Origin of the sequence: Rossellomorea sedimentorum (assembly GCF_046237645.1) — a bacterium.
GTDB classification, from domain to species: domain Bacteria; phylum Bacillota; class Bacilli; order Bacillales; family Bacillaceae_B; genus Rossellomorea; species Rossellomorea sedimentorum.
In genome coordinates this window covers 1,868,803-1,890,321 of record NZ_CP143546.1, presented here as the reverse complement: position 1 = coordinate 1,890,321, position 21,519 = coordinate 1,868,803, and the positions used below count along the sequence as shown (strand labels likewise).

The following is a 21,519-nucleotide window of genomic DNA, read 5'->3' as shown; positions in this document are numbered from 1 at the left end:
TTACCGCTCCTTCCTTAAACGGGGATTCAGGATCTCTTCCAGTGAATACCCCGTAAATGCAAACCCGATGACAAGCGTGGTGATCAGCAATCCAGGAGGGAGTATCCACCATAACCAGGCATCTGATAAGAACGCCCCTCTTGCTTGGGCATAATACAATATCGTACCCCAGCTTTTGGCAAAGGGGTCACCTAACCCTAAAAAGCTCAAGGAAGCTTCTATTAATATAGAATGGCTTGCTGCAAGGACAAACTGTGATAAAGCGATAGGAATGACTCCGGGTAAAATATGTTTTGTCAGGACTACACGGATACTGGTACCTATAGACTTTGCTGCTTCTACATATCCTTTTGTTTTTAATGTTAAGACCTGGGACCTTATTACTCTGGCAGGACTGGCCCAAGAGATCAAGCTGATGACAAGAATGATATTCCAAAAGCTCGGCCCTATGAATGCGGCTAATAAAATCATCAGCGGCAGGAACGGTATCACGAGGATCAAATCAACGAATCTCATTAATAGGGAATCTATTTTCCCGCCATAATATCCTGCAATGACTCCTACAAGGCATCCAATGACAATAGAGATCAATGCTGCTACAACACCTATTAATAAGGAAACCCTGGTCCCATATATTAATTCACTGAATATATCCTGACCGACATCATTGGTACCGAGCAGGAAATCACTATTTGGTTTTATAAAGGGTCCTCCAACCCTGACGCTTGGGTCGTAGGGGGCAATGACAGGTGCAAAAACGGCAATAAGCAGGAACATTAATAATATTCCTATACCTAACATTCCTAGATTGTTTGAAGTGAGGGTCGACCAGTAATATTTCAATTTTTGTTTATCCATTGTTCTTCCCCACTTTCGGATCCAGTAGAGGATATATCAAGTCTGCAAACAAGTTTGCCAGGACCACACTGAAGGTAATGATCAAGAAAGTCGCCTGAATCAAAGGATAGTCTCTGCTCAGTACAGATTCGAACATCAATCTGCCTACGCCAGGGTAAGCAAACACCGTTTCGATGACAGTAGCTCCGCCCAGCATGAACCCTAAGCTAAGCATAAAGACGGTCGCAACAGGCAATAACGCATTTCTCATTGCATGTTTATACTTTATGACCTTTTCTTTTACCCCTTTTGCTTTAGCCATCATGATATAATCTTCACCTAATACATTTAACATAGAGTAGCGCATGATCATAAAAGTGCTGGTTACCGAAATTAATACCAAAGTAGTCAATGGCAATGCTAAATGTTTCATGATATCTACAAAACGATCAAATCCTGAGAGATTTGACCAGGCGCTTTCCGCCCCGAATACAGGGAACAAACCGAGTTGTGCAGAAAAGATTGAAACCAAAATCATACCTACCCAGAAGGATGGCATGGCACTAAGGAACATAAAGACTGTAAGCAGATTTGCATCGGTCTTGGTACCCCGCCTCCATGCCGATATGGCTCCAAACATAACTCCTATGAACGTTGATATGACCAATCCAAGTCCAGTAAGCAGCAGAGTCCATGGCAGCCTTTCCATCAAAAGTTCTGAAATCGGCCTTTTTTGCTGATAAGAAAAACCAAAGTTTCCAGTAGCAATATTCTTGATATACGTTCCATATTGAACAATAAGCGGATCGTTCAACCCGTGTTCATCCAATATTGCTTCTTTTTCACTGCTTGACATAAACCCCACATCCTCACCCGCAAGGAAAACCAATGGGTTACCTGGCATTAGACGAGGAAGAAGAAAATTGAGAGTAAGCATTAAGATAATGACAACAGCATATTGAACAAACTTCCCAGCTATGAACTTTCCCATCTTCACACCTCCACTATGAGATTAAATCGAAAGAGGTCTGATTAAAGCAGGGAATCAGACCTCCCTTTTTACTTAAAAGTCAAAATCATCTTTCGGCTTGCCTCTCCCTTTTCGTTTGATGAAGAATATTCCTGCAATCACCAGGATAATAAATCCTCCAAGGATGAGCAGAGTATTATTGGATCCACCTGAAGAAGTCGTTTCGCTTGCAACACCCTCAGAAGCTGTTTCTTTTTGTTCAGAGGTTTTGATTTCCGATTTTTCACCGGCTACAAATGATAGTTTATTGATAATCCCTTTTCCTGCTTGGAATACGTACCCATCATAAACAGATGGATTATAGGCATTAACAATTTCCTGATAATATAAAGTAACAAAAGGTGAATCTTCTGCCACCAAAGTTTGCATGTCATGGATGACATTCGTTCTTTCCTCTTCGTCAAAAGTAGAAGCTAATTGTTCAGCTAACTGATCAAACTCTTCATTCTGGTAGGCACCGATGTTAACAGAACCAATGGTCAGGTCAGAGTGGAATAATTCTACCATCCGGTCAGGGAATAATTGCATCGTACTTGACCATCCCCATACCCCCATATCATAATCACGGCCCTTTGTAACATCAAAGTCCGGCCACATTAGTGACACGACAGTTGTGTCGTCCATAGGCTTGACTTCATTTTTAATGCCAATTTCGTTAATTGCTTTAGAAACCAGCTCAGCTGTTCGGATTCTGATAGGGTTGTTTGCATGAACCAAAGTAGTCAGGCTGATTTTTTCGCCTTTTGGATCCTCTCTGAAACCATCTCCATCCAAATCTTTAAACCCTGCTTCTTCCAATATTTGCTTTGCCTTTTCCGGATCATATACAGGTTTTACATTAGAGTTATAGAATGTAGAGGATGGGTGGATGAAGCCTGGACTTCCTACTTCCCCATATCCTAACAATAATGTTTCAACAAGATTTTGTTTATCTACCGCATAATTTACAGCTTGCCTGAAAGCCGATTCTGTCATTGGATATTTTTCTGCATTGATTTGGAAAAGTGTCGTACTGTAACCAGGTCCGCGGACCACCTTTAAAGAGCTATTTGTTGAAAATTGTTCCACTAGTTCAGGTGAGATGCTTGAGGACATGGCATCAATTTCACCAGCTTGAAGGGCATTTAGCATAGCTGTTGAATCTTCGATGATCGGAAAGACGATTTCTTCAATTGGAGGCTCCCCTTTAAAATATTCTTTAAATGCTTTCATTTTGTAATATTGGCTTGATTTATGTTCTTCCAAGGTGTAAGGCCCGCTTCCAACCGCATTCATCTCTTCATCAGGGTTATTGATTTGGCTCCAGATATGTTTTGGCAGAATTGGCAGGTCTGATAGAGGCTGAATCATGAAGTTGGGATCTCTTTCTGAAAGGGTAAGTGTTAAAGTGGTTTCGTCTGGTTGTTCGATAGACACAATGCTTTTTAGAGGATTCGTGAAGCGGGACTTAGGGTGTTCGATAAAGTATTCCATTGTGAATTTTACATCTTCTGCTGTTAGAGGTTCGCCATCATGCCATTTAATATCTTCATGAAGTGTAAAATCATAGGTCAACCCGTCTTCACTAACCTGGTATTCTTTGACCAGCCAGGGCTGAGGCTGGTTGTTTTCATCAAGAACAAATAAGTTATCATAAAGGAGGTTCACCAAGTCGAGGCCTGGGTAGCCAGTTACATAAGTATAGGGATTAAGTCCACTTTCATCTTTGGCAATACCGACTTTCAATGATTTGGTTTGAGGCTCAGCAAATGCCGGTGTAAGACTTGAAATCACAAGCAGCAGTGCGACTGCAATTAAAAATAGAGGTTTTTTCATACTTTTTCCCCTTTTCATATTATTTTATTAACTCCTGTAGATGGAAATTGCCTTCTCTCCTATAGGCTTCCGCTAAAGCAAAGTGACCGTGGGTGGCTAAACCGTGGTAAACATGAACTGCTTTATCCAGTGCTTTATGGATAGCACGCCCTTTATCATAGTTATTAGTTAACTTCGAAAAACCTGGAGCAATAATTTCTGCAGCTGCCGGATCCAGCATCGCATCAAAATGCATTCCGCTGAATTCCATTTGACTTTCTAATACACTCATTGCCTTTTCTTTCTTTTCCCATACTGATGAAATATCGACGACGGTGTTAGGATGATGAGGGGTCATGTAGTATATGGTAGGTATTGGGTGCGGTTCTAATCCTGGAAGTTCTTCTATGCCAAAGTCTCTGCTGGATAAGGCAATCGACTCTAATAGCAGGGTCATTGCAGGGCGGCGGTCCGGGTCAAGGTCGTGGAAGGAATGTTCTGGGTCCTGGGTGATAATGATATCTGGTTTTACCTCTCTAATGACTTTAATCAACTTCAGCTTCGACTCTGTACTCAGGTCGACCGTTCCGTATTGAAAATCAAAGAATGAAACATTGACGCCAAGTTCCTCCCCGGCTTTTCTTACCTGAGGCTGACTTGTTTCACGACAAAGCATGATTGCTGCATGTGATTCACCGCCGTTTGCTACGTTCTTCGCCAGTGCTCCTCCGCACTCAACCACCTCCATGCCGTATACACCCAGAAATAAAACTTTTTGGCCTTTTGTCATCTAAATTCCTCCTTAACTTTGTGTAATACAATACCCCTCTATAGTATATTTGAGGTTGTGTCCTATTATACAAATAGATTGAATGTTTTGTAAATACTGAATTTTTAAAAAATAATATTTATACAATTTTTTTGGCATGGCCTGTCTGCTCCCTACATATCATGGAAGCAAACAAGGAGGCGATAAAAATAGAACCCTATCAAATATTTGTTTCAATAACTCTCTTATTAATAATTTTGTTATGTATCGTATTGGGGAAGATATTTAAAGAAAGATTACATTCCATGTCATTCATGATCATCTCAATGTATTCCGGGATGAGTATAGGTTTGACATTGGGAGTGATGCTTGGGGCTTTATACCAAGGGGACCTATACACTTCCACTTTATTTTCAATTGGAGCAGGAGCAGTTATTGGCTTCCTGATTGGCATCATACATAGCACACTATCTTCCATTGAAGGTCTGATGTCTGGATTAATGGGTGGTATGATGGGGGCTATGTTAGGGGAAATGATTTCTACTAGTGAATCGATTATGATTATTAAATTTCTGCTGCTTCTTTCAGTTATTTCTGTGTTCCTTTATTTTATATTGCCGCAAACCAAGCCTGCAGAGTCTTTAGCCTCAAAGGGATGGCTATTCAAACCCCTGGCAGCATTTTTAGTAATAGGAGCGATTTTCGTTTTCAGTGAGAAACTGTTTAGTTCTGCTCCCTTGCAGAACCTAAAGGCTCCTGCCGATGAAAATCATCATGAATCAGCCCCCCAACATCATCATAACAATACCAAGAAACCAGAAGAGAAACAGACCATAAAAATCATTGCATCTGATATGCGGTACCAGCCTTCTATCGTAACGATTTCCAAAGACACCGCTGTAAAATTTGTGTTTCAAAACCAAGATAATGTCGACCACGATATAGAAATTAAGACTAAGACAACTGCTGCAGGCCAGGGTCATGGTCATCATACCTCCCAAGGGTCGTTCCATCTTCATGCAGAAGCCAATTCCTCCAGTCAACAAGATTTTCTTCCAGCCGAAAAAGGTGTATATGTATTTTACTGTACAATACCAGGCCATAAAGAAAACGGCATGACTGGTACATTAATTGTCCAATAAGGGAAAAACCCAAGAGCCGCCTCGTTTGGTGTCTTGGGTTCTTTGTTAGTCTCTTTTTAATACTTTATTGCTATTTAATATTAAAGTTCAAGAATCAAAGCTAGAGTTCACAGGAATTATCTTGGGAAGGAAGAAACCAAAGGCTATTCACCCTTTACAGAGAAGAAATCCCTTACCACAGGGAAAAATCCGGCAAGTTGGATTTTCCAAAACCAGCAATCCATACGAATGCAGCCTATTATTATGCTTCCGAAGCACTTTTTAAACTACTTAACCATTTTCCATTCCGGTATCCTTTATATAAAAATATCGCCCGGAAAGCATTATCCAATCCTATTGCTATCCAAATCCCCAAGATACCCCACCCGAAATATACACCAAGCAGATATACTCCTATCGTACGAATAATCCATATACCAATCATAGTCAAATAGAGTGGTGATTTGGCATTTTCTGCTCCCTGATAAACCCCCGTCATGATGAGCACAACTGCTAATAAGGGCTGTATAAAAGCATCCACCTTTAAGGCTATGCCGATATTTTTAATTGCTGCTTCCTCATCAGTGAAGAATGAACCAATCCATTCTCCCCCAAAGAATAAAAATATCCCAAATACAGACATGAATATTACTCCTAGATAAACGCAATACTCCGCTGCCTTTTTTGCAAGCTCATATTCCCGGGCACCCAAGTAATCACTTACTAATGTCGTCGCCGCTGTTGCAAAGCCGTAACCGATCATATAAGAAAATACTTCAATATTACCAGCTATCTGATGGGCAGCAAATAACTGAGTTCCCATATACACTATCAACCCGAAATAAAGTACCTGACCAAGCCTCATGGCCAGCCTTTCTCCCATTGCAGGAGTGGCTAACCGAAGCAGTAATCTTTGAAGTGAGGAATCCCACCTCAGTAGAGACCGCTTGTGAATAAACCTTTTTTTATTCAGGAAGTAAGTCAATAATATAACACCTGTTAATCTCGATATAACCGTAGCCCATGCGGCTCCTTCCAAACCAAATGCCGGGATAAAAAACAGACCAAAAATCAATATGTAATCAAGTAAAATGTTTAACAAATTGATTACAATACTGACAACCATGGGGGTTTTTGTATCTTTCATCCCTCTCAAAATACTATTTATACTAAACATCAAAGAAATTAGGAGAGATGGAATTCCAACAATCCTAAAATATAAAACTCCTTTTTTAAGAACCTCTCCCTGAAGGCCCATCATTTTTAATAAGGGTTCAGCAAACAACAGAGTAGTTATACCAAGAAAAAGCCCTAACGTTACAGAAAGAATAATTGATTGACCTGCAACATCCCGTGATTTCTCCTTATTACCTGATCCTAAATACTTCGCTACATAGACATTTACAGAAACTCCGAGAGACATAAATACTGCAATATAGATGGCCAATAAAGTATTCGCCACCCCTACCGCTGCAACCTCTTCCAAGCCAAGCTGCGCAACAAAGTAAGTATCCACAAAACCAAGTATTGTCTGAAAAAAGTTATCGACCACTGCCGGAAGGGCTAGAGCTAAAATCGCTAGGGTCATCTTTTTATTTGATAAATCAAGGTTTTGGATTGAAAGCACTCCCTTCTTTTTTACCATACTATGGTAGGGTATATTGGTATTTATTTTATAATTAACTTTTATTGCTTTAATGTCAACAATATTCTGGCTTTAATGCTTATTTCTCAAATATATGTAAATCCATTTGAGAGATCTCCTAACTATTAACGCTTCCTTCCCTAAGAAAGTCGATGTTCTTCAAGTACTATTCTTTACACCAAAACTCATGGCTAAATATCTGATACTGTTATCTATCTTATAAAAGTATGTATGCTTTCTCTTTTTGAGTTTTACGTTTAAACGGACAACGGAACAACCTGACAGCAAACTATTAACCAGCAACCTGTTTGGAACGAGTTATTCTTCTAAATTGATATTTTTATCATATGTATTATTAGTAGCACAAAGTAAGTTATTAATAGGGGGAATTAAATTATGAAACTATTTAAAAAGCTATCAAGCATCTTGATAATTGGTGCAGTGGCACTCTCTACTCCTTCGCTTGGTCATGCTAAATCAGCGAAAAAAGTGGATGTTGACTATGTCAGCCTTGGGGATTCACTCGCTGCCGGGCAAACACCTGATAAAAAATTTGATTCAGGGTACGCTGACTACTTAAAGGATCGCATGGTTCAATCCCAGTATGAAGTGAAGTTTGACAAGTTAGGTGTTTCAGGATATACCTCAAGTCAATTGTTAGATGATGTTTTATATAATCAACAGGTTGAATCTATGCTTATGGAAGCAGAAATGATAACGATTAATATCGGGGCCAACGATGTTCTGCATGCACTTCAATCAGGACCTCATTATGCAGCAGCATCGGTTGGAACGGTTCGCAAAAACTTAACTATTATCTTACAAACCATTGATGCCTTGAATCCAGATGTGGATGTATATGTCATGGGGTACTACAACCCCTTCCCTCATCTTCCAGAAACACAGCAAGTTGAACTCCTACCGTTATTAGACATTTTAAACACAACCATAGAAACAGCGTCAATCGCAAATGGCGATGTTTTTGTGCCTACAGCCGATGCAATTGCAAAAGACGCCACCACTTTCATTCCCAATCCCACTGATATTCATTTGAGCCTTGAAGGGTATCAGGTTATTGCGAAGGAATTCTGGAAACACATAGATAAATCGAATAAATAATAATTATTTATATCCAGACATCAGAAGGCTATTTCAAGGACGCCTTCTGATGTCTCGTTATTTTTCACCCTATTTCAAAGTCAAAAACTTAACTTAGACCTCAAAAAAAGGCTCCCAAAAAGGAAGCCTTCCACGCTTTAAACAAATATAACCCACAAAATCATCGTTGTCACAATCGCAACCAATCCCTGAATTAAAGTGGCCATGGTTTGCGCTTTGTAAGCATCGGTAATTTTCATTCCACTGAATTCTTTTACTACCCAGAAATAACTATCATTAACATGGCTCACTGCCATTGCTCCTGCACCAATAGCCATGACAACCAAGGCTAATGGCAGGGCACCTTCAATCCCCATTTGCGGGAGTAGAGGAGCTACAAGTGTAGACGTAACGACCAATGCAGCTGTTGATGAACCTTGCGCAGTCTTCAACGCAGCAGCTATTACAAATGGGATGACTAATAGGAATACTCCGCTCAAAAGCCCGCCATCTGCAAAGCCTTGAATTAAATCTGCAACTGGTGTTGCTTTGATCACAGAACCAAACGCACCGCCGGCACCAGTAATCAACAGGATTGTGGCAGCATCCTTTATTCCATCGCCCACCCATCCTGTCAGGGTTTCTTCATCAAGTTTAGGCATTAAGAAGAAAGAAGCGATTACCCCGACCAGAAGTGCAACGAGAGGTGAACCTAAAAAGATGAAGATCTCAGCAAATGTGCCTTCCCACTGAAGGAACTTAACGACAGATCCGATTCCGATTAACAAGATTGGCAATACAATCGGTGCAAATGATTTAGTTGTGGATGGCAGTTCCCCGAAAGACTTTACAATATCATCATAATTCAGTTCCAACGGTCCATCTTCTTTAACCTCGATTTTCGTTCCTACAGTCATGGCCCAGAAGTAGCCTGCCAGAATAGTAGGAATCGCCACTACTATACCGACTAAAATGATCGTTCCCAGATAGTCGCTGGCCCCAATATTACCAGCAGCTGCAATCGGACCAGGTGTTGGCGGGACAAGTGTATGAGTTGCGTAAAGACCTGTCGCCAAAGCGACCGCCATTGACGCCACCGCCACTTTTGCCCTTTTGGCTAATGCTTTTTTCAAGCTTGAGAGAATGACATAACCAGAATCACAGAAAACTGGAATACTGACAATGGCTCCAATTAAGGACATCGCCAACTGCGGGCGCTTTTCCCCGACAAGACGAAGTACCACTTCAGCCATCCGAAGCGCAGCCCCTGATCTTTCTAATATAGTCCCGATGATTGTACCAGCTACGATGACAATTCCGATATAACCCATCAATCCGCCGAAACCGCCATTAACGGCTTCAACAATTGAATTTAACGGCAGGCCAGCAAGCAGACCAACCAAAAATGCTGCAAATAATAAAGATAAGAACGGATGCAGCTTAAGCTTAGCCGTTGCAAAAACGATAAAGGCTACACCAAGAAAAATGATTAAAAATAACAATGGTCCCCCCATTTTTATTTCCCCCTTTGATATAAAAATTGAATAGTTCTGGCTGCATTGACTGCCTTCTTATAAAGAAGTGACTCAGCGTTGTCCAGGCACTCATTTAAAGACATAGGTCCGGTGGCAATTGAATCACAACTGATAAAATACTGATATAATTCCTCGTACCCTTTTCCGAGTCCCCCTGAGATTAAGAGGGCTTTTACATCGTGTTCAGCAGCCAGTTTCCCAACGTAGCCTGGCACCTTGCCAAACAGTGTTTGAAAATCACTTTGTCCTTCCCCGGTTATGACAAAGTCTGCGTTCACCATTTTTTCTTTAAGGTGTGCTGCTTCTGCAATCAGCTCAGATCCTGAAATCATTTCACCGCCTATGGCTAGGAAGGCGAATCCCAATCCGCCTGCTGCACCAGCACCCTCTTGTTCCATCAACTTCACATTAAGATGATTCTCTATCAATCCAGCAAACTTAGATAGCGCAGCGTCGAGCCGCTTTACCATTTCAGGGTCTGCACCCTTTTGAGGCCCGAATACAGTTGATGCTCCGTTTTCTCCACACAGCGGATTTTCTACATCACTCGCAATTTGGAAGGAACATCCCTTCACCCTGCTATCCATAGTAGAAAAATCAACCTGCTCGACCTTCTCTACAGAGGAACCGACCGGGGGAACCACCTTGCTATCACCATCAAGGAAAGTGACACCCAACGCTTGCAGCATTCCCAGCCCGCCATCATTGGTAGCGCTTCCTCCGAGTCCAATAATAAATTTTTGATACCCGTACTGAATTGCTTCCTTTATTACCTCCCCTATCCCATATGACGTTGTGTTCATAGGATTTCGCTTCTCTTCCGGCACCATTGGAAGACCAGAAACCTGCGCCATTTCAATGATCACTGTTTCTTCATCTCCAAGGAGACCGTATTCAACTTCTACATTTGTTCCGAGAGGTCCCATGACAGTTGTTTGAAAGCGCTTACCTTTTGTGGCAAATAAAAGGGTGTCCAAGGTTCCTTCTCCGCCATCCGCCATTGGTACGACTTCCACTTCGGCGCTTGGCAAAACAGACAGGAATGCTTTTTGGATGGTTGTTCCCACTTCCAACGCTGTTAAGCTGCCTTTGAATGAATCTGGTGCAATTACGATTTTCATACACAACACCTTTTCTTTCAGAACTTATTTAAAATTTATAATATTTTAAAAACAAAAACATTGGAATGAATAACAAAGTTATCCCTTCCAATGTTCAGGTTGATTGTGCAAATGCACTAGTGGAGATTACTTTTCAAGTTGCTTTAATAGCAATAATATCTTTAATATAACCAAGTCATTCATTGACTTAGGATTGAGATTCATGATTTGATGGATGCTTTCAAGTCTATAAGCTAATGTATTCCGATGAATATGAAGGTTTTTCGCTGTCAGTGTAAGATTATGGTCACTATCAAATAATGCCTGTAATGTATTAAACAGTTCAGGAGGCAGCTTTTCTATGTCGTACTGTTCCATGAATCCTCGCCGGAAAGAAACTGGAACCTCATCCAACAGCTTTATTAACCCCCATTCATCGATGTGACTAATATTCTTGTATTCCATGAACTTTTTCATTAAATTAAGACTTTGACTGGCTTCGAAATAAGACTTTCTGATGCCGCTGACGAATGAATAGCGCCCTCCAGCTGCTATCCTGGTTTCTGCATAAAGCTTTTTATTTCTTTTCATTAACTTATTAAAAAACGCCTCTATCAATTGAACTTGTGATTTATATGGTGGTAATTCAACACCGATGATAATTAACCCCTCATGTGTTATGTCCATAAAGGCCGTCTCTTGTAAATAGAGTTTAATGTTTTCGTTGATTTCATTCCATAATCGATTCCTTTTCATTAAGTCCTTCAAAGGGTCTAACGAGGACAATGCTGGAACTTCTACAAGAATCACGGCGAACACTTTTTCGAGATCAAGTTTAAGAAAGTGCTTCGCATGGTTTGCTAATTTTTTCTCATCAAAACTATCTGGATTCATAAGTTCCATCATCCAGGAGTGAAGCTGTTGTTGTTCAAACTGGGCTTGTTGCTGCAAATAGGCCTGTTGAAGCATCAATTCGACTGTTATTTTTGTCATTTGAGCCAGTTCCAACACCTGTTCTGGCTTTCCGGTTATCCCCACTGTGCCTATAATTTCATTCAGAAATTCGATGGGCAGGTTAACCCCTTCTCTTGCCCCTAGAAAACGCGAACTTTCTTCGGATTCAATAATTATAGGTTTCTTCCATTTCTGTACTTCTATTGCGCCTTCATGTATGGAATCGACCCGCTTTGGGTCAGAGCTGGCAATAATCACTCCTTGATCATCCATAATATTGATATTGTAGTTCATGGAATTCGTCAACTTTTGAATAATTGGAATAGCGATCTCTTTTGTAATCCTCATGGTGATACTCCCTAACTCAGATTTGATGCAATTTTTGTGAAATCCTTGGCGTCTGTATACCCCTATATTTAAAGGAAATGCTGCCTTTAACTTTTAGACAATTCTATTACTAATTCGACACTATAAGAGGATATTCCTTTATAAGATTGAGAGGGTTAGCGGACCTGTATTAAAACTGGGTTAAGGTAGAGTAGGAACAAAAGTTAAATTGTTTAAAAGTGAAGGTTGGCTTAAGGGATTAAGAATCAAATGCCTCTAGGGAAGTTTTAAAGGACTTTAGTTACTCGAATTTTAAATTATCATCCTTTAAAGAGACTCTTAAGGACCCTAATTTCCTAATTTTAAAATTATCGTCCTCTACAAGGGCTTTAAAGGACTTTAGTTACTCAACTTTTAAATTATCGTCCATTAAAAAGATTCTTGAGGACGTTAATTTCCAGATTACAAAATTATCGTCCCCTAAATGGGTTTTAAAGGACTTTACATACTCAAGTTATATATTATCGTCCTCTGAAAACGCTCTAAAGGACGATGATCGCTCAAAATTCATAAGTATCATCCTCAAGAAACACTCTTATTAAAGGCGGAAAATACTAAAATCTAAATATAGTCTCTTTCAGTCTTCACTCACTCTCTCATACATTCATAATTATGTAAAATAGTGAGTAAAGCCCCTAGCAAATAGGTACTTTCCAAGTTGTTTACATAATATATTTACAGTAACGATCACTTAACATCTATATTTGGATTTATTTTTAACAATTCCTCAATAAATTTCTGTTTATTCTTAGGTGAAATTAATATGGTTTTCCAGCTGAACCGGGTTTCTACTTTACCTGTTGGTTTACTGTAGATAATCTCCAGTCTGTCCAAAGACAAAGCGGGACTTGAGAGTGGATTCCTGCTTGGCCGGACTGATTTGATACGGTCAATTTCGATGGTATAGCGAATGGGACCTGCCACTACCTTCAACATCTTCCCGTTTATCTCATAATAAGTCGCAATGATAAGCCACACAATCAGCGAAGCTGCTGCCAATGGAATGATGACGCCGGTCAAGGGGTTTTCTGTATCTTGTTCACCCAGTAATGCTGTCAGAAAGTCCACATTAACAAACTGTACCATCACCGATAAGAGAGTAAATAATAATACAAAAAGTAGTATTGGAAACAAAATGATCCCTTTTTTAGAATAAAATCTCAATGCTCTTTCTCCTCCTCATTCTGCCTAGTATACATACGTCTAAGTGTATTGAGAAGTTTCAATAAAAAAGCTGAAGGGCGACTTTGCCCTCCAGCTGACCCTTTATTTAACCAGATACTGTCTTGGTGTACCGTAATATAGCAGTTGGTGAAACTCAGGAAAAATGGATTCAAATGTGGCATAGATCGGGGCATCCAGCAGCCAGGGAAAATAGGTGAAGAACCCTTGATCTCCATTTACAATAGCTGTTAACGCGAGCGGAAGTTCCTTTTTGAAGATCATAAAGCGTACTTTTGAGAGGTTTTTATCATATTCACCGCCGCTTACGTAAACCGCAGCGGAAAGTGTATATTGCCCCATGACTCTTGACCATTCAGCAAGAACCTCATCCCTCATTTCAGGGTTCAACTTTTCCAAATCGTAATGGCAGCCGATGCTTAAAAACAATTCACCAGTAATGTCCGAATGAGTCAGTGTGTACCTTCTGCCATCCATGGGATGGTATACGGATGCAGGCGGATGATATATGACCGAAAGCTTCTCTGGATTAAATTCTTTCATCGTAAGCCACCTCACCATCATGATGTGTGTTCGCTTACAATCAGAGTATGATAAATGCCTATAAAAGGTTCACTTTACCCCTTTATAACTCTTCCCACTTCACATTTGCCAGGGTCCATTTACCTTCCTCGTAATACCAGTATGAATAGACATTACCCACCGGGTCTGCCTGATACGCACCGCTTATCCTCTGTATTCCTTTTAAACCTTCTCCTTTTTTGCCTGGTATTTTCACACGGTCAAGCATAGCATAGGGAATCACCATCATTTCTGTCGGTTCATTGAGCCTTCCATTCTTGTAAATTCCTAAGCGATCATAATCTGCCTTCCGGTCAACCAAGTCCACAGTAAACGATTCTTTTGTGTCCTCAATGATAATGACACCTTTATAATTATTTTCGAAATGCGCATTGATTGGCAATGCTGGAGGCATGCCAATTTCCTTTTTGACTTCATCGGCTAGAGTATAAAGACTATAATTATAAAGTCCCCCGCTTCCTCCTGTCGCTGAAGACTGCAGCAGATCCCTAACACCATCATGATTCAGATCTGGGAACTGAATTTCCGGTTCGTAACCGCCTTCGTAGTCCATTCGAAACTTTTTTCCTTCAGAGGGCTCTACTTCAGCCCAAAGCTCTTTATAGAATAAAGCTCCCGGTTCAAAAGGCTTTCCCCACAACGTTATCAGATCATTTGTCCCGTCTCCTGTTACATCCTTTTGATAGGCTGTTATAGCAATGACATCAGGTTGTGAGTGTTGTTCTGCAAAACTTCCCGCAATGGCATGCAGGGACATGAAAAAGAAAGCCGCAAATGCAAATAACAATTCCTTTTTCATTAAATCTCTCTCCTTAAGAAATAGTTTTACTTATGTTCTCCAGAAGAGGTAATTGTATGTAAATCAGCCTTATGATTGTGTTGTTTTCCTTTTTTCCTTTAATCCACAGAAATTACTATACCAAATAAAAAAAAGCGGAAAACCAAGGATTAACCGTTGGCCTTCCACTTCACTTTAATAGTTTCTTTTTTTTCTCTCTTCCTCAGGCATAGGTTCCCAGGACTCGATATTCTGTAAACCAGGGATCGAATTCGAGTAGAACACCGGGTCTTTTCCTTCTTTTTTCTGCATACGGTAATCACGCAGAGCCGCTGCAGCAATCTTCGCGAGCAGTGTAATGGCAATCAGGTTGATAATAGCCATGAAGCCCATGGAAAGATCCGCAAGCCCCCATACTACCTCAAGTTCGACAGTAGCTCCGAATACAACCATTCCTAATACTGCAATTCTATAAACAAAAAGTGCAGCTGGGCTGTATTTGATGAATTCGATATTAGTCTCACCATAATAGTAGTTACCAATGATGGAACTGAATGCAAATAAGAAAATGGCTATAGCGACAAACAAGCCTGCCCATTCACCAACATGATGGCTTAAAGCCGCCTGTGTCAAGCTGATTCCATCAAGATTGCCTGTATACTCATTAGACAAGAGAATAATAAATGCAGTGGCACTGCAAATAATCAGTGTATCTACAAATACACCTAATGTCTGGATCAATCCCTGTTTAGCAGGATGGGTAACTGAAGCGGTCGCAGCAGCATTCGGCGCACTCCCCATTCCTGCTTCATTCGAGAATAACCCGCGCTTGATTCCCATCATGAGGGCAGCACCGACACCCCCGCTGACGACTTCCCGCAGTCCAAAGGCACTTTCAAAAATAAGAACGAACATATCTGGAATTAAGGTGAAATTCGAAAATAAAATAAAAAGTGCTAGCAGAATATACAAAATTGCTAGTATTGGGACCAGGATCTGAGTCACATGGGCAATCCTTTTAATCCCACCAAAGATAATCACAGCTGTCAGGCCGGCAAGAATAAGACCGACTGTCATGCGGTTCAGTCCATACGATTCATTCACAGCAATAGATATGGTGTTGGATTGAACGGAATTAAAGACAAGACCGAAACTGAATGTAATGACAACCGCAAATATAATCCCCATCCAGCGGGCATTCAAGCCTTTTTCCATATAGTAGGCCGGCCCTCCGCGGAAACCGTCTTTATCCTTTATTTTATAAATCTGGGCAAGAGTACTTTCTACAAAGGAAGTAGCTCCTCCGACCAGGGCAATGACCCACATCCAAAATACTGCACCAGGACCGCCGCCAGCTATGGCCGTTGCTACACCTGCAAGGTTTCCAGTCCCGACACGGGAAGCAGTTGAAACAGTAAAAGCCTGAAAGGAAGAAATTCCTCTCTTTCCTTCTGCGGAAATCGTCGACTTATCAGTGAGCAGCCTGAACATTTCTCCGATATAACGAAATTGAACCAAGTTAAGTCTTACTGAAAAGTAGATTCCGAGAGCAATCAGCGCGGCAATCAGGATGTAGCTCCAAACAAACGTATTGAGGGAGCCTACGATGTCTATAAAATAACTCATGATGTTTTTTTCTGTATCCATAGTGTCCTCCTAAATGACTAGTTGCAAAATATTCTATTTGATTTATCCTTGCTTATTAACTGTATAGCCACTGTAAAAAGCTAAAAAGCAGGACCGCCTCACGGTGTGTGCCTGCTTAAATTATTCAGTTTTACATAGTAGGGCGGGGTTCGCGCCATATTTTAATGACAGACCCGCTGTCTCCTTGATCTATTACAAACGAACCGTTGGAATAGCGGTCATTATTTCGGAAATTAGCGGCTTGTATCGTCTCTACATGCCCTTTTTCCGTTTCAAGTGAAACCGCATCAATTTCTTCTACAATCTCAGCACCGGCCAATCGGTGAGGATTGGATTTCAACTCACGCAGCATCACGACACCCCGTTTCGCCCGGGTTGTTTTTTCAAACTCAGAAAGCTTCATTTTCTTTACAGCCCCGCGTTGGGTGGCGATCAGGACCGTTTCAGAATCAGGATTGGCAACTGGTTTCCCAGCAACGACAAAGTCTCCATCCTTCAGGTTAATCCCCTTTACGCCTGCTGCCCGAGGTCCGACAACACTCACTTCTTCTTCACTGAACCATAAACCATATCCATAATGAGTGGCTAGGAACAGGTCCTGGTTTCCAGTGGTAATATGGACATCGATCAGCTCATCATCTTTCTTCAAGTTGAGAGCCACGAGCGGACGTGAATACCTCTGGGCTTTATATTGGCTCAATTGTGATTTCTTCGCCATTCCGTTCTTTGTAATAAACAGAAGGTACCGGTTCTCATCAAACTCTTTAACCGGCATGGCCCCAATTAAGTTTTCCTCTTTATCTATTGGAACAAGGTTAGCAACATGCTGCCCAAGATCTTTCCAGCGTATATCCGGCAGTTCATGCACAGGACAGTATAGATAGCTTCCTTTGTCTGTGAACAGCAAGAGTACATCCGTTGTGTTCATTTCCTTTTGAATCAAGAGTCTGTCCGTTTCTTTCATAGCCAGATCCTGGCCGTTGGATGCTGCGAATGAACGGAGGCTCGTCCGTTTGATATATCCGTCTTTCGTTACGGTAACCATCACATCTTCATTGGCGATCATCACTTCCAGGTTGACCTTGATTTCTTCTATCTCCGCTTCAATGACCGACCGTCTTTCGTCAGCAAATTGCTTTTTAATTGCTCTTAATTCTTTTTTGATGACACTTAAAAGTTTGGTCTCGCTTTCAAGAATGGCTGTCAATTCACTGATGCGGTTAGCCAAGTCCTCTGCTTCCTGTTTCAGAGCGGTAATATCAGTATTGGTTAAGCGGTAAAGTTGTAATGAAACAATCGCTTCCGCTTGAGCCTCTGAAAAATCAAATTTAGCAATCAAGTTATTCTTCGCATCTCTTTTATCCTTGGACGCACGGATGGCGGCAATCACTTCGTCAAGAATCGATAAAGCCTTCATCAATCCTTCAACGATATGCTGTCTTTCCTGTGCTTTCCTCAGGTCATACTTAGACCTGTTTGTCACCACTTCTTTTTGATGTTCAATATAGGCATCCAGCAGCTGTCGGAGTCCCATCAATTGAGGACGGCGGTTATGGATGGCGACCATATTGAAGTTGTATGCAATTTGCAGATCTGTGTTTTTATAAAGGAACATCAATACGCCATCTGCATCCGCATCTTTCTTAAGCTCAATGACAATTCTCAGGCCTGTGCGGTCAGTTTCGTCCCTTACCTCTGCGATCCCTTCCACTTTACGGTCCATCCGGTACTCATCCATCTTTTTAACCAGATTTGCCTTATTCACTTCATAAGGTATTTCCGTGATGACGATTTGCTGCTTCCCTCCGCGGATATCTTCCACTTCCGCTTTTCCGCGGACGACGATTTTTCCTTTACCTGTTTCATAGGCTTTCTTAATACCTTCAACACCCTGAATGATTCCTCCCGTAGGAAAGTCCGGTCCCTTGATAACGGTCATCAGGTCATCGACGCTTGACTGCGGCTTGTCCATGCGCATGATGACAGCATCAATCACTTCCCCAAGGTGGTGGGGCGGAATGTCTGTGGCATAACCGGCAGATATTCCAGTAGACCCGTTCACAAGCAAACTTGGAAAACGGGCAGGCAGCACAGTAGGTTCCTTGGACGTATCATCAAAGTTTGGTACGAAATCGACCGTATCTTTCTCAATATCCCTTAAAAGTTCAGTCGAAATCGCCGATAGTCTCGCTTCGGTGTAACGCATGGCAGCAGGCGGGTCGCCATCGACACTTCCGTTGTTTCCATGCATTTCAACTAGGAGATTCCTTAGTTTCCACTCTTGGCTCATACGGACCATTGCATCATAAACAGATGTATCACCATGGGGATGATAGTTACCGATTACGTTACCGACGGTTTTCGCTGATTTCCTGAATCCCTTTTCATGTGTATTGCCTTCCACATGCATCGCGTAAAGAATCCGTCGTTGTACAGGTTTCAAACCGTCACGTGCATCCGGCAATGCACGTTCTTGAATGATGTATTTACTGTATCGTCCGAAACGATCGCCTAGTACCTCTTCAAGAGGCAAGTCCTGATAGCGTTCTTGAGTTGTCATACATTGCCCTCCTCTGCGACCGATACATTTTCATTTTCCAGAATGCTGCCGTCTTCCTCAAGGCCAAACGCAACATTGCTTTCAATCCATTTCCGTCGCGGCTCGACTTTATCACCCATCAACGTCGTGACACGGCGTTCCGCTCTTGCGGCGTCATCAATTTTGACACGGATGAGCGTACGGGTATCCGGATCCATCGTCGTTTCCCACAATTGATCCGCGTTCATTTCGCCAAGACCTTTATATCGCTGGATCATATAGCCTTTTCCGACTTTCTTGATGGCGTCATCGAGTTCATCATCTGTCCACGCATACTCGATCACTTCTTTTTTTCCGGAGCCCTTACTGACTTTGTAGAGCGGCGGGAGGGCGATATAAACTCTTCCAGCTTCCAATAAAGGCTTCATGTAACGGTAGAAGAACGTCAGAAGAAGTACCTGGATATGAGCTCCATCTGTATCGGCATCCGTCATGATGACGACTTTATCATAATTGATATCATCTAAATTGAATTCCGGACCGACTCCTCCCCCGATGGCATGGATAATGGTATTGATTTCTTCATTTTTAAAAATATCCTGCAACTTGGCTTTTTCCGTATTGATGACTTTTCCGCGCAGCGGCAGGATGGCTTGGAATTTTCTGTCCCTTCCTTGTTTCGCAGAACCTCCGGCCGAGTCACCCTCAACGAGATACAGCTCATTCTTTTGAGGATTTCTGGACTGAGCAGGTGTCAGTTTGCCTGAGAGAATGGTCTCAGAACGTTTTCTTTTTTTACCGTTCCTCGCATCTTCGCGTGCTTTTCTCGCCGCTTCTCGTGCCTGTGCCGCTTTGATGGCTTTTTTGATTAATAGTGAACTTGTATCAGGGTTTTCTTCCAAGAAGTAAAGAAGATGTTCCGATACGACTGCGTCCACTGCCGACCTTGCTTCACTTGTTCCCAATTTTCCTTTTGTCTGCCCTTCAAATTGTAGCAATTCTTCAGGGATACGGACAGAAACAATTCCTGCCAAACCTTCACGTATATCTGTACCTTCAAGGTTTTTGTCTTTATCGCGAAGGATTCCCGCTTTTCGGGCGTATTCATTAAAAACACGCGTCATCGCTGTCTTCGCACCCGCTTCGTGTGTACCGCCATCTTTTGTCCGCACATTATTGACAAATGAAAGGATATTTTCCGAAAACCCGTCATTGAATTGAAAAGCGAACTCAACTTCGATACTGTTATGCTCACCTTCAAAAAACACAACAGGATGGATGCTGTCTTTCTCCTCATTCAAATACTGAACAAAAGCCTGTATTCCGCTTTCGTAATGAAATACATCTTTCTGATCATGACGTTCATCAATGATGGTAATTTTAAGGCCTTTAAGAAGAAAGGCAGATTCACGGAGACGTTCACATAACGTGTCATAGTTAAAAGTCGTCACACTGAAGATGGAATCATCAGGTTTGAAACTGATTTTCGTCCCGCTTTTCTTCGTTTTTCCAACCTTTTCAAGAGTCGTTTGCGGTTTTCCACCGTTTGCGAACGTCTGCTCGTAAACATAACCATCCCTCATGATCGTCACTTTCAGCCACTCTGAAAGTGCATTGACGACTGATGCCCCAACACCGTGTAGCCCGCCGCTTGTTTTATATCCGCCCTGGCCAAACTTTCCGCCTGCATGGAGGACAGTCAGGATGATTTCAGGTGTCGGCTTTCCCAGCTTATGCATACCCGTAGGCATTCCACGACCGCTGTCTTCTACGCTTAAGCTATTATCTTTATGTATCGTAACAGTAATTTCATCTCCATACCCTGCTAGAGCTTCGTCTACAGAGTTATCAACAATTTCATAAACTAAGTGATGCAACCCTCTGGCATCTGTAGATCCAATATACATTCCAGGTCTTTTTCTGACCGCTTCAAGACCTTCCAGTACCTGTATCGCATCATCATTATAATCCATGGTCTGATTTCTGTTGGCCACGAACATTCCCCTTTCAAAAACTTATCTCTGTCTACTAATGGTGTCATTTTATATAAAAGAACACTTGTTCGCCCTTCTATCTTACCACAGTATCGTCAAACTTCTATGCTTTATTGTATCGTTTTATTTGAATTTCGCAAATTTATTTTTGAAAAGCAGTATAAAAAAGAGCCTAATATTCTCGGTTTTTTCAAAAAAACCACTTATTATTCAAATGAGATGCCCCCAGGGAATGCAAGAGTTTCCAGAATCGCCTCATATTAAACGAGAACTGCCTTCTTAACCCTCGTTACTCCTAAAACACTGTTCTATAGAACGTTTGTAATCCGTAAATGGGCTATTTTTTAAGAAACACACTATAAAACGATTGGGGCCTTTATAATGGGCGTTTCTCCTTTAATCACCACACTATATAATACGATTGTGGCCTTTTGGGCGGTCCACACTTATAAACACCACACTATAAATCGATCGTGCCCTTTATAATGGCGCTCCACACTTATAAACCCTACACTAAAAAATGTCTT

The 21,519-nt window shown here is 41.5% G+C and carries 16 protein-coding genes; 2 read left to right on the top strand and 14 right to left on the bottom strand.

Annotation, left to right across the window (positions count from 1 at the left end; translation table 11 throughout):
- The 4 genes from V1502_RS09225 to V1502_RS09210 form a co-directional block, all read right to left on the bottom strand.
- Entirely contained in the window at nucleotides 1-858 is an 858-nt protein-coding gene (locus V1502_RS09225; protein ID WP_409254059.1) for an ABC transporter permease, read from the bottom strand.
- Nucleotides 851-1,828 carry an ABC transporter permease gene (locus V1502_RS09220; protein WP_409254058.1) on the bottom strand — a complete coding sequence of 326 codons (978 nt, stop codon included), beginning with the start codon at nucleotides 1,826-1,828 and terminating at the stop codon, nucleotides 851-853. The genes V1502_RS09225 and V1502_RS09220 overlap by 8 nt, the downstream gene beginning before the upstream one ends.
- A gap of 72 nt (nucleotides 1,829-1,900) precedes the next feature.
- Nucleotides 1,901-3,682: an ABC transporter substrate-binding protein gene (locus V1502_RS09215; protein WP_409254057.1), complete on the bottom strand. Its 1,782-nt coding sequence runs from the start codon at nucleotides 3,680-3,682 to the stop codon at nucleotides 1,901-1,903.
- 19 nt (nucleotides 3,683-3,701) lie between these two features.
- On the bottom strand, nucleotides 3,702-4,451 hold the full coding sequence (locus tag V1502_RS09210) for a PIG-L deacetylase family protein (RefSeq protein WP_409254056.1): 750 nt from the start codon (nucleotides 4,449-4,451) through the stop codon (nucleotides 3,702-3,704).
- A 284-nt stretch (nucleotides 4,452-4,735) separates the two neighbouring features.
- Here V1502_RS09210 and V1502_RS09205 point away from each other — a divergent pair, with 284 nt between their 5' ends.
- Entirely contained in the window at nucleotides 4,736-5,572 is an 837-nt protein-coding gene (locus V1502_RS09205; protein WP_409254055.1) for a cupredoxin domain-containing protein, read from the top strand.
- A 241-nt stretch (nucleotides 5,573-5,813) separates the two neighbouring features.
- On the opposite strand, the gene V1502_RS09200 is transcribed toward V1502_RS09205, so the two are convergent.
- Nucleotides 5,814-7,178 carry an MATE family efflux transporter gene (locus V1502_RS09200; protein WP_409254054.1) on the bottom strand — a complete coding sequence of 455 codons (1,365 nt, stop codon included), beginning with the start codon at nucleotides 7,176-7,178 and terminating at the stop codon, nucleotides 5,814-5,816.
- A 414-nt stretch (nucleotides 7,179-7,592) separates the two neighbouring features.
- Between V1502_RS09200 and V1502_RS09195 the strand changes: the two genes are divergently transcribed.
- Nucleotides 7,593-8,315, top strand: a complete 723-nt coding sequence (locus tag V1502_RS09195) for a GDSL-type esterase/lipase family protein (protein WP_409254053.1) — start codon at nucleotides 7,593-7,595, stop codon at nucleotides 8,313-8,315.
- Nucleotides 8,316-8,452: 137 nt separating this feature from the next.
- Here the strand turns inward: V1502_RS09195 and V1502_RS09190 are convergent, their stop codons facing one another.
- From V1502_RS09190 to parE, 9 genes are all read right to left on the bottom strand, one after another.
- Complete coding sequence (locus V1502_RS09190) at nucleotides 8,453-9,796, bottom strand: GntP family permease (protein ID WP_409254314.1); 1,344 nt, start codon at nucleotides 9,794-9,796, stop codon at nucleotides 8,453-8,455.
- Nucleotides 9,797-9,810: 14 nt separating this feature from the next.
- Entirely contained in the window at nucleotides 9,811-10,950 is a 1,140-nt protein-coding gene (locus V1502_RS09185) for a glycerate kinase (protein ID WP_409254052.1), read from the bottom strand.
- Nucleotides 10,951-11,076: 126 nt separating this feature from the next.
- Complete coding sequence (locus V1502_RS09180; RefSeq protein WP_409254051.1) at nucleotides 11,077-12,231, bottom strand: CdaR family transcriptional regulator; 1,155 nt, start codon at nucleotides 12,229-12,231, stop codon at nucleotides 11,077-11,079.
- 726 nt (nucleotides 12,232-12,957) lie between these two features.
- Nucleotides 12,958-13,434, bottom strand: coding sequence for a PH domain-containing protein (locus V1502_RS09175; RefSeq protein ID WP_409254050.1), 477 nt, complete (start codon nucleotides 13,432-13,434; stop codon nucleotides 12,958-12,960).
- A 102-nt stretch (nucleotides 13,435-13,536) separates the two neighbouring features.
- Nucleotides 13,537-13,995: a staygreen family protein gene (locus V1502_RS09170; RefSeq protein WP_409254049.1), complete on the bottom strand. Its 459-nt coding sequence runs from the start codon at nucleotides 13,993-13,995 to the stop codon at nucleotides 13,537-13,539.
- 82 nt (nucleotides 13,996-14,077) lie between these two features.
- Complete coding sequence (locus tag V1502_RS09165; RefSeq protein WP_409254048.1) at nucleotides 14,078-14,833, bottom strand: hypothetical protein; 756 nt, start codon at nucleotides 14,831-14,833, stop codon at nucleotides 14,078-14,080.
- A gap of 174 nt (nucleotides 14,834-15,007) precedes the next feature.
- Nucleotides 15,008-16,438 (bottom strand): alanine/glycine:cation symporter family protein, encoded by a 1,431-nt coding sequence (locus V1502_RS09160; protein WP_409254313.1) that lies wholly within the window; start codon nucleotides 16,436-16,438, stop codon nucleotides 15,008-15,010.
- A gap of 151 nt (nucleotides 16,439-16,589) precedes the next feature.
- Nucleotides 16,590-19,019, bottom strand: coding sequence for a DNA topoisomerase IV subunit A (gene parC / locus V1502_RS09155; RefSeq protein ID WP_409254047.1), 2,430 nt, complete (start codon nucleotides 19,017-19,019; stop codon nucleotides 16,590-16,592).
- Nucleotides 19,016-20,971: a DNA topoisomerase IV subunit B gene (gene parE, locus V1502_RS09150; protein WP_409254312.1), complete on the bottom strand. Its 1,956-nt coding sequence runs from the start codon at nucleotides 20,969-20,971 to the stop codon at nucleotides 19,016-19,018. Before parE ends, parC begins: the two co-directional genes overlap by 4 nt.
- Nucleotides 20,972-21,519: the final 548 nt, after the last annotated feature.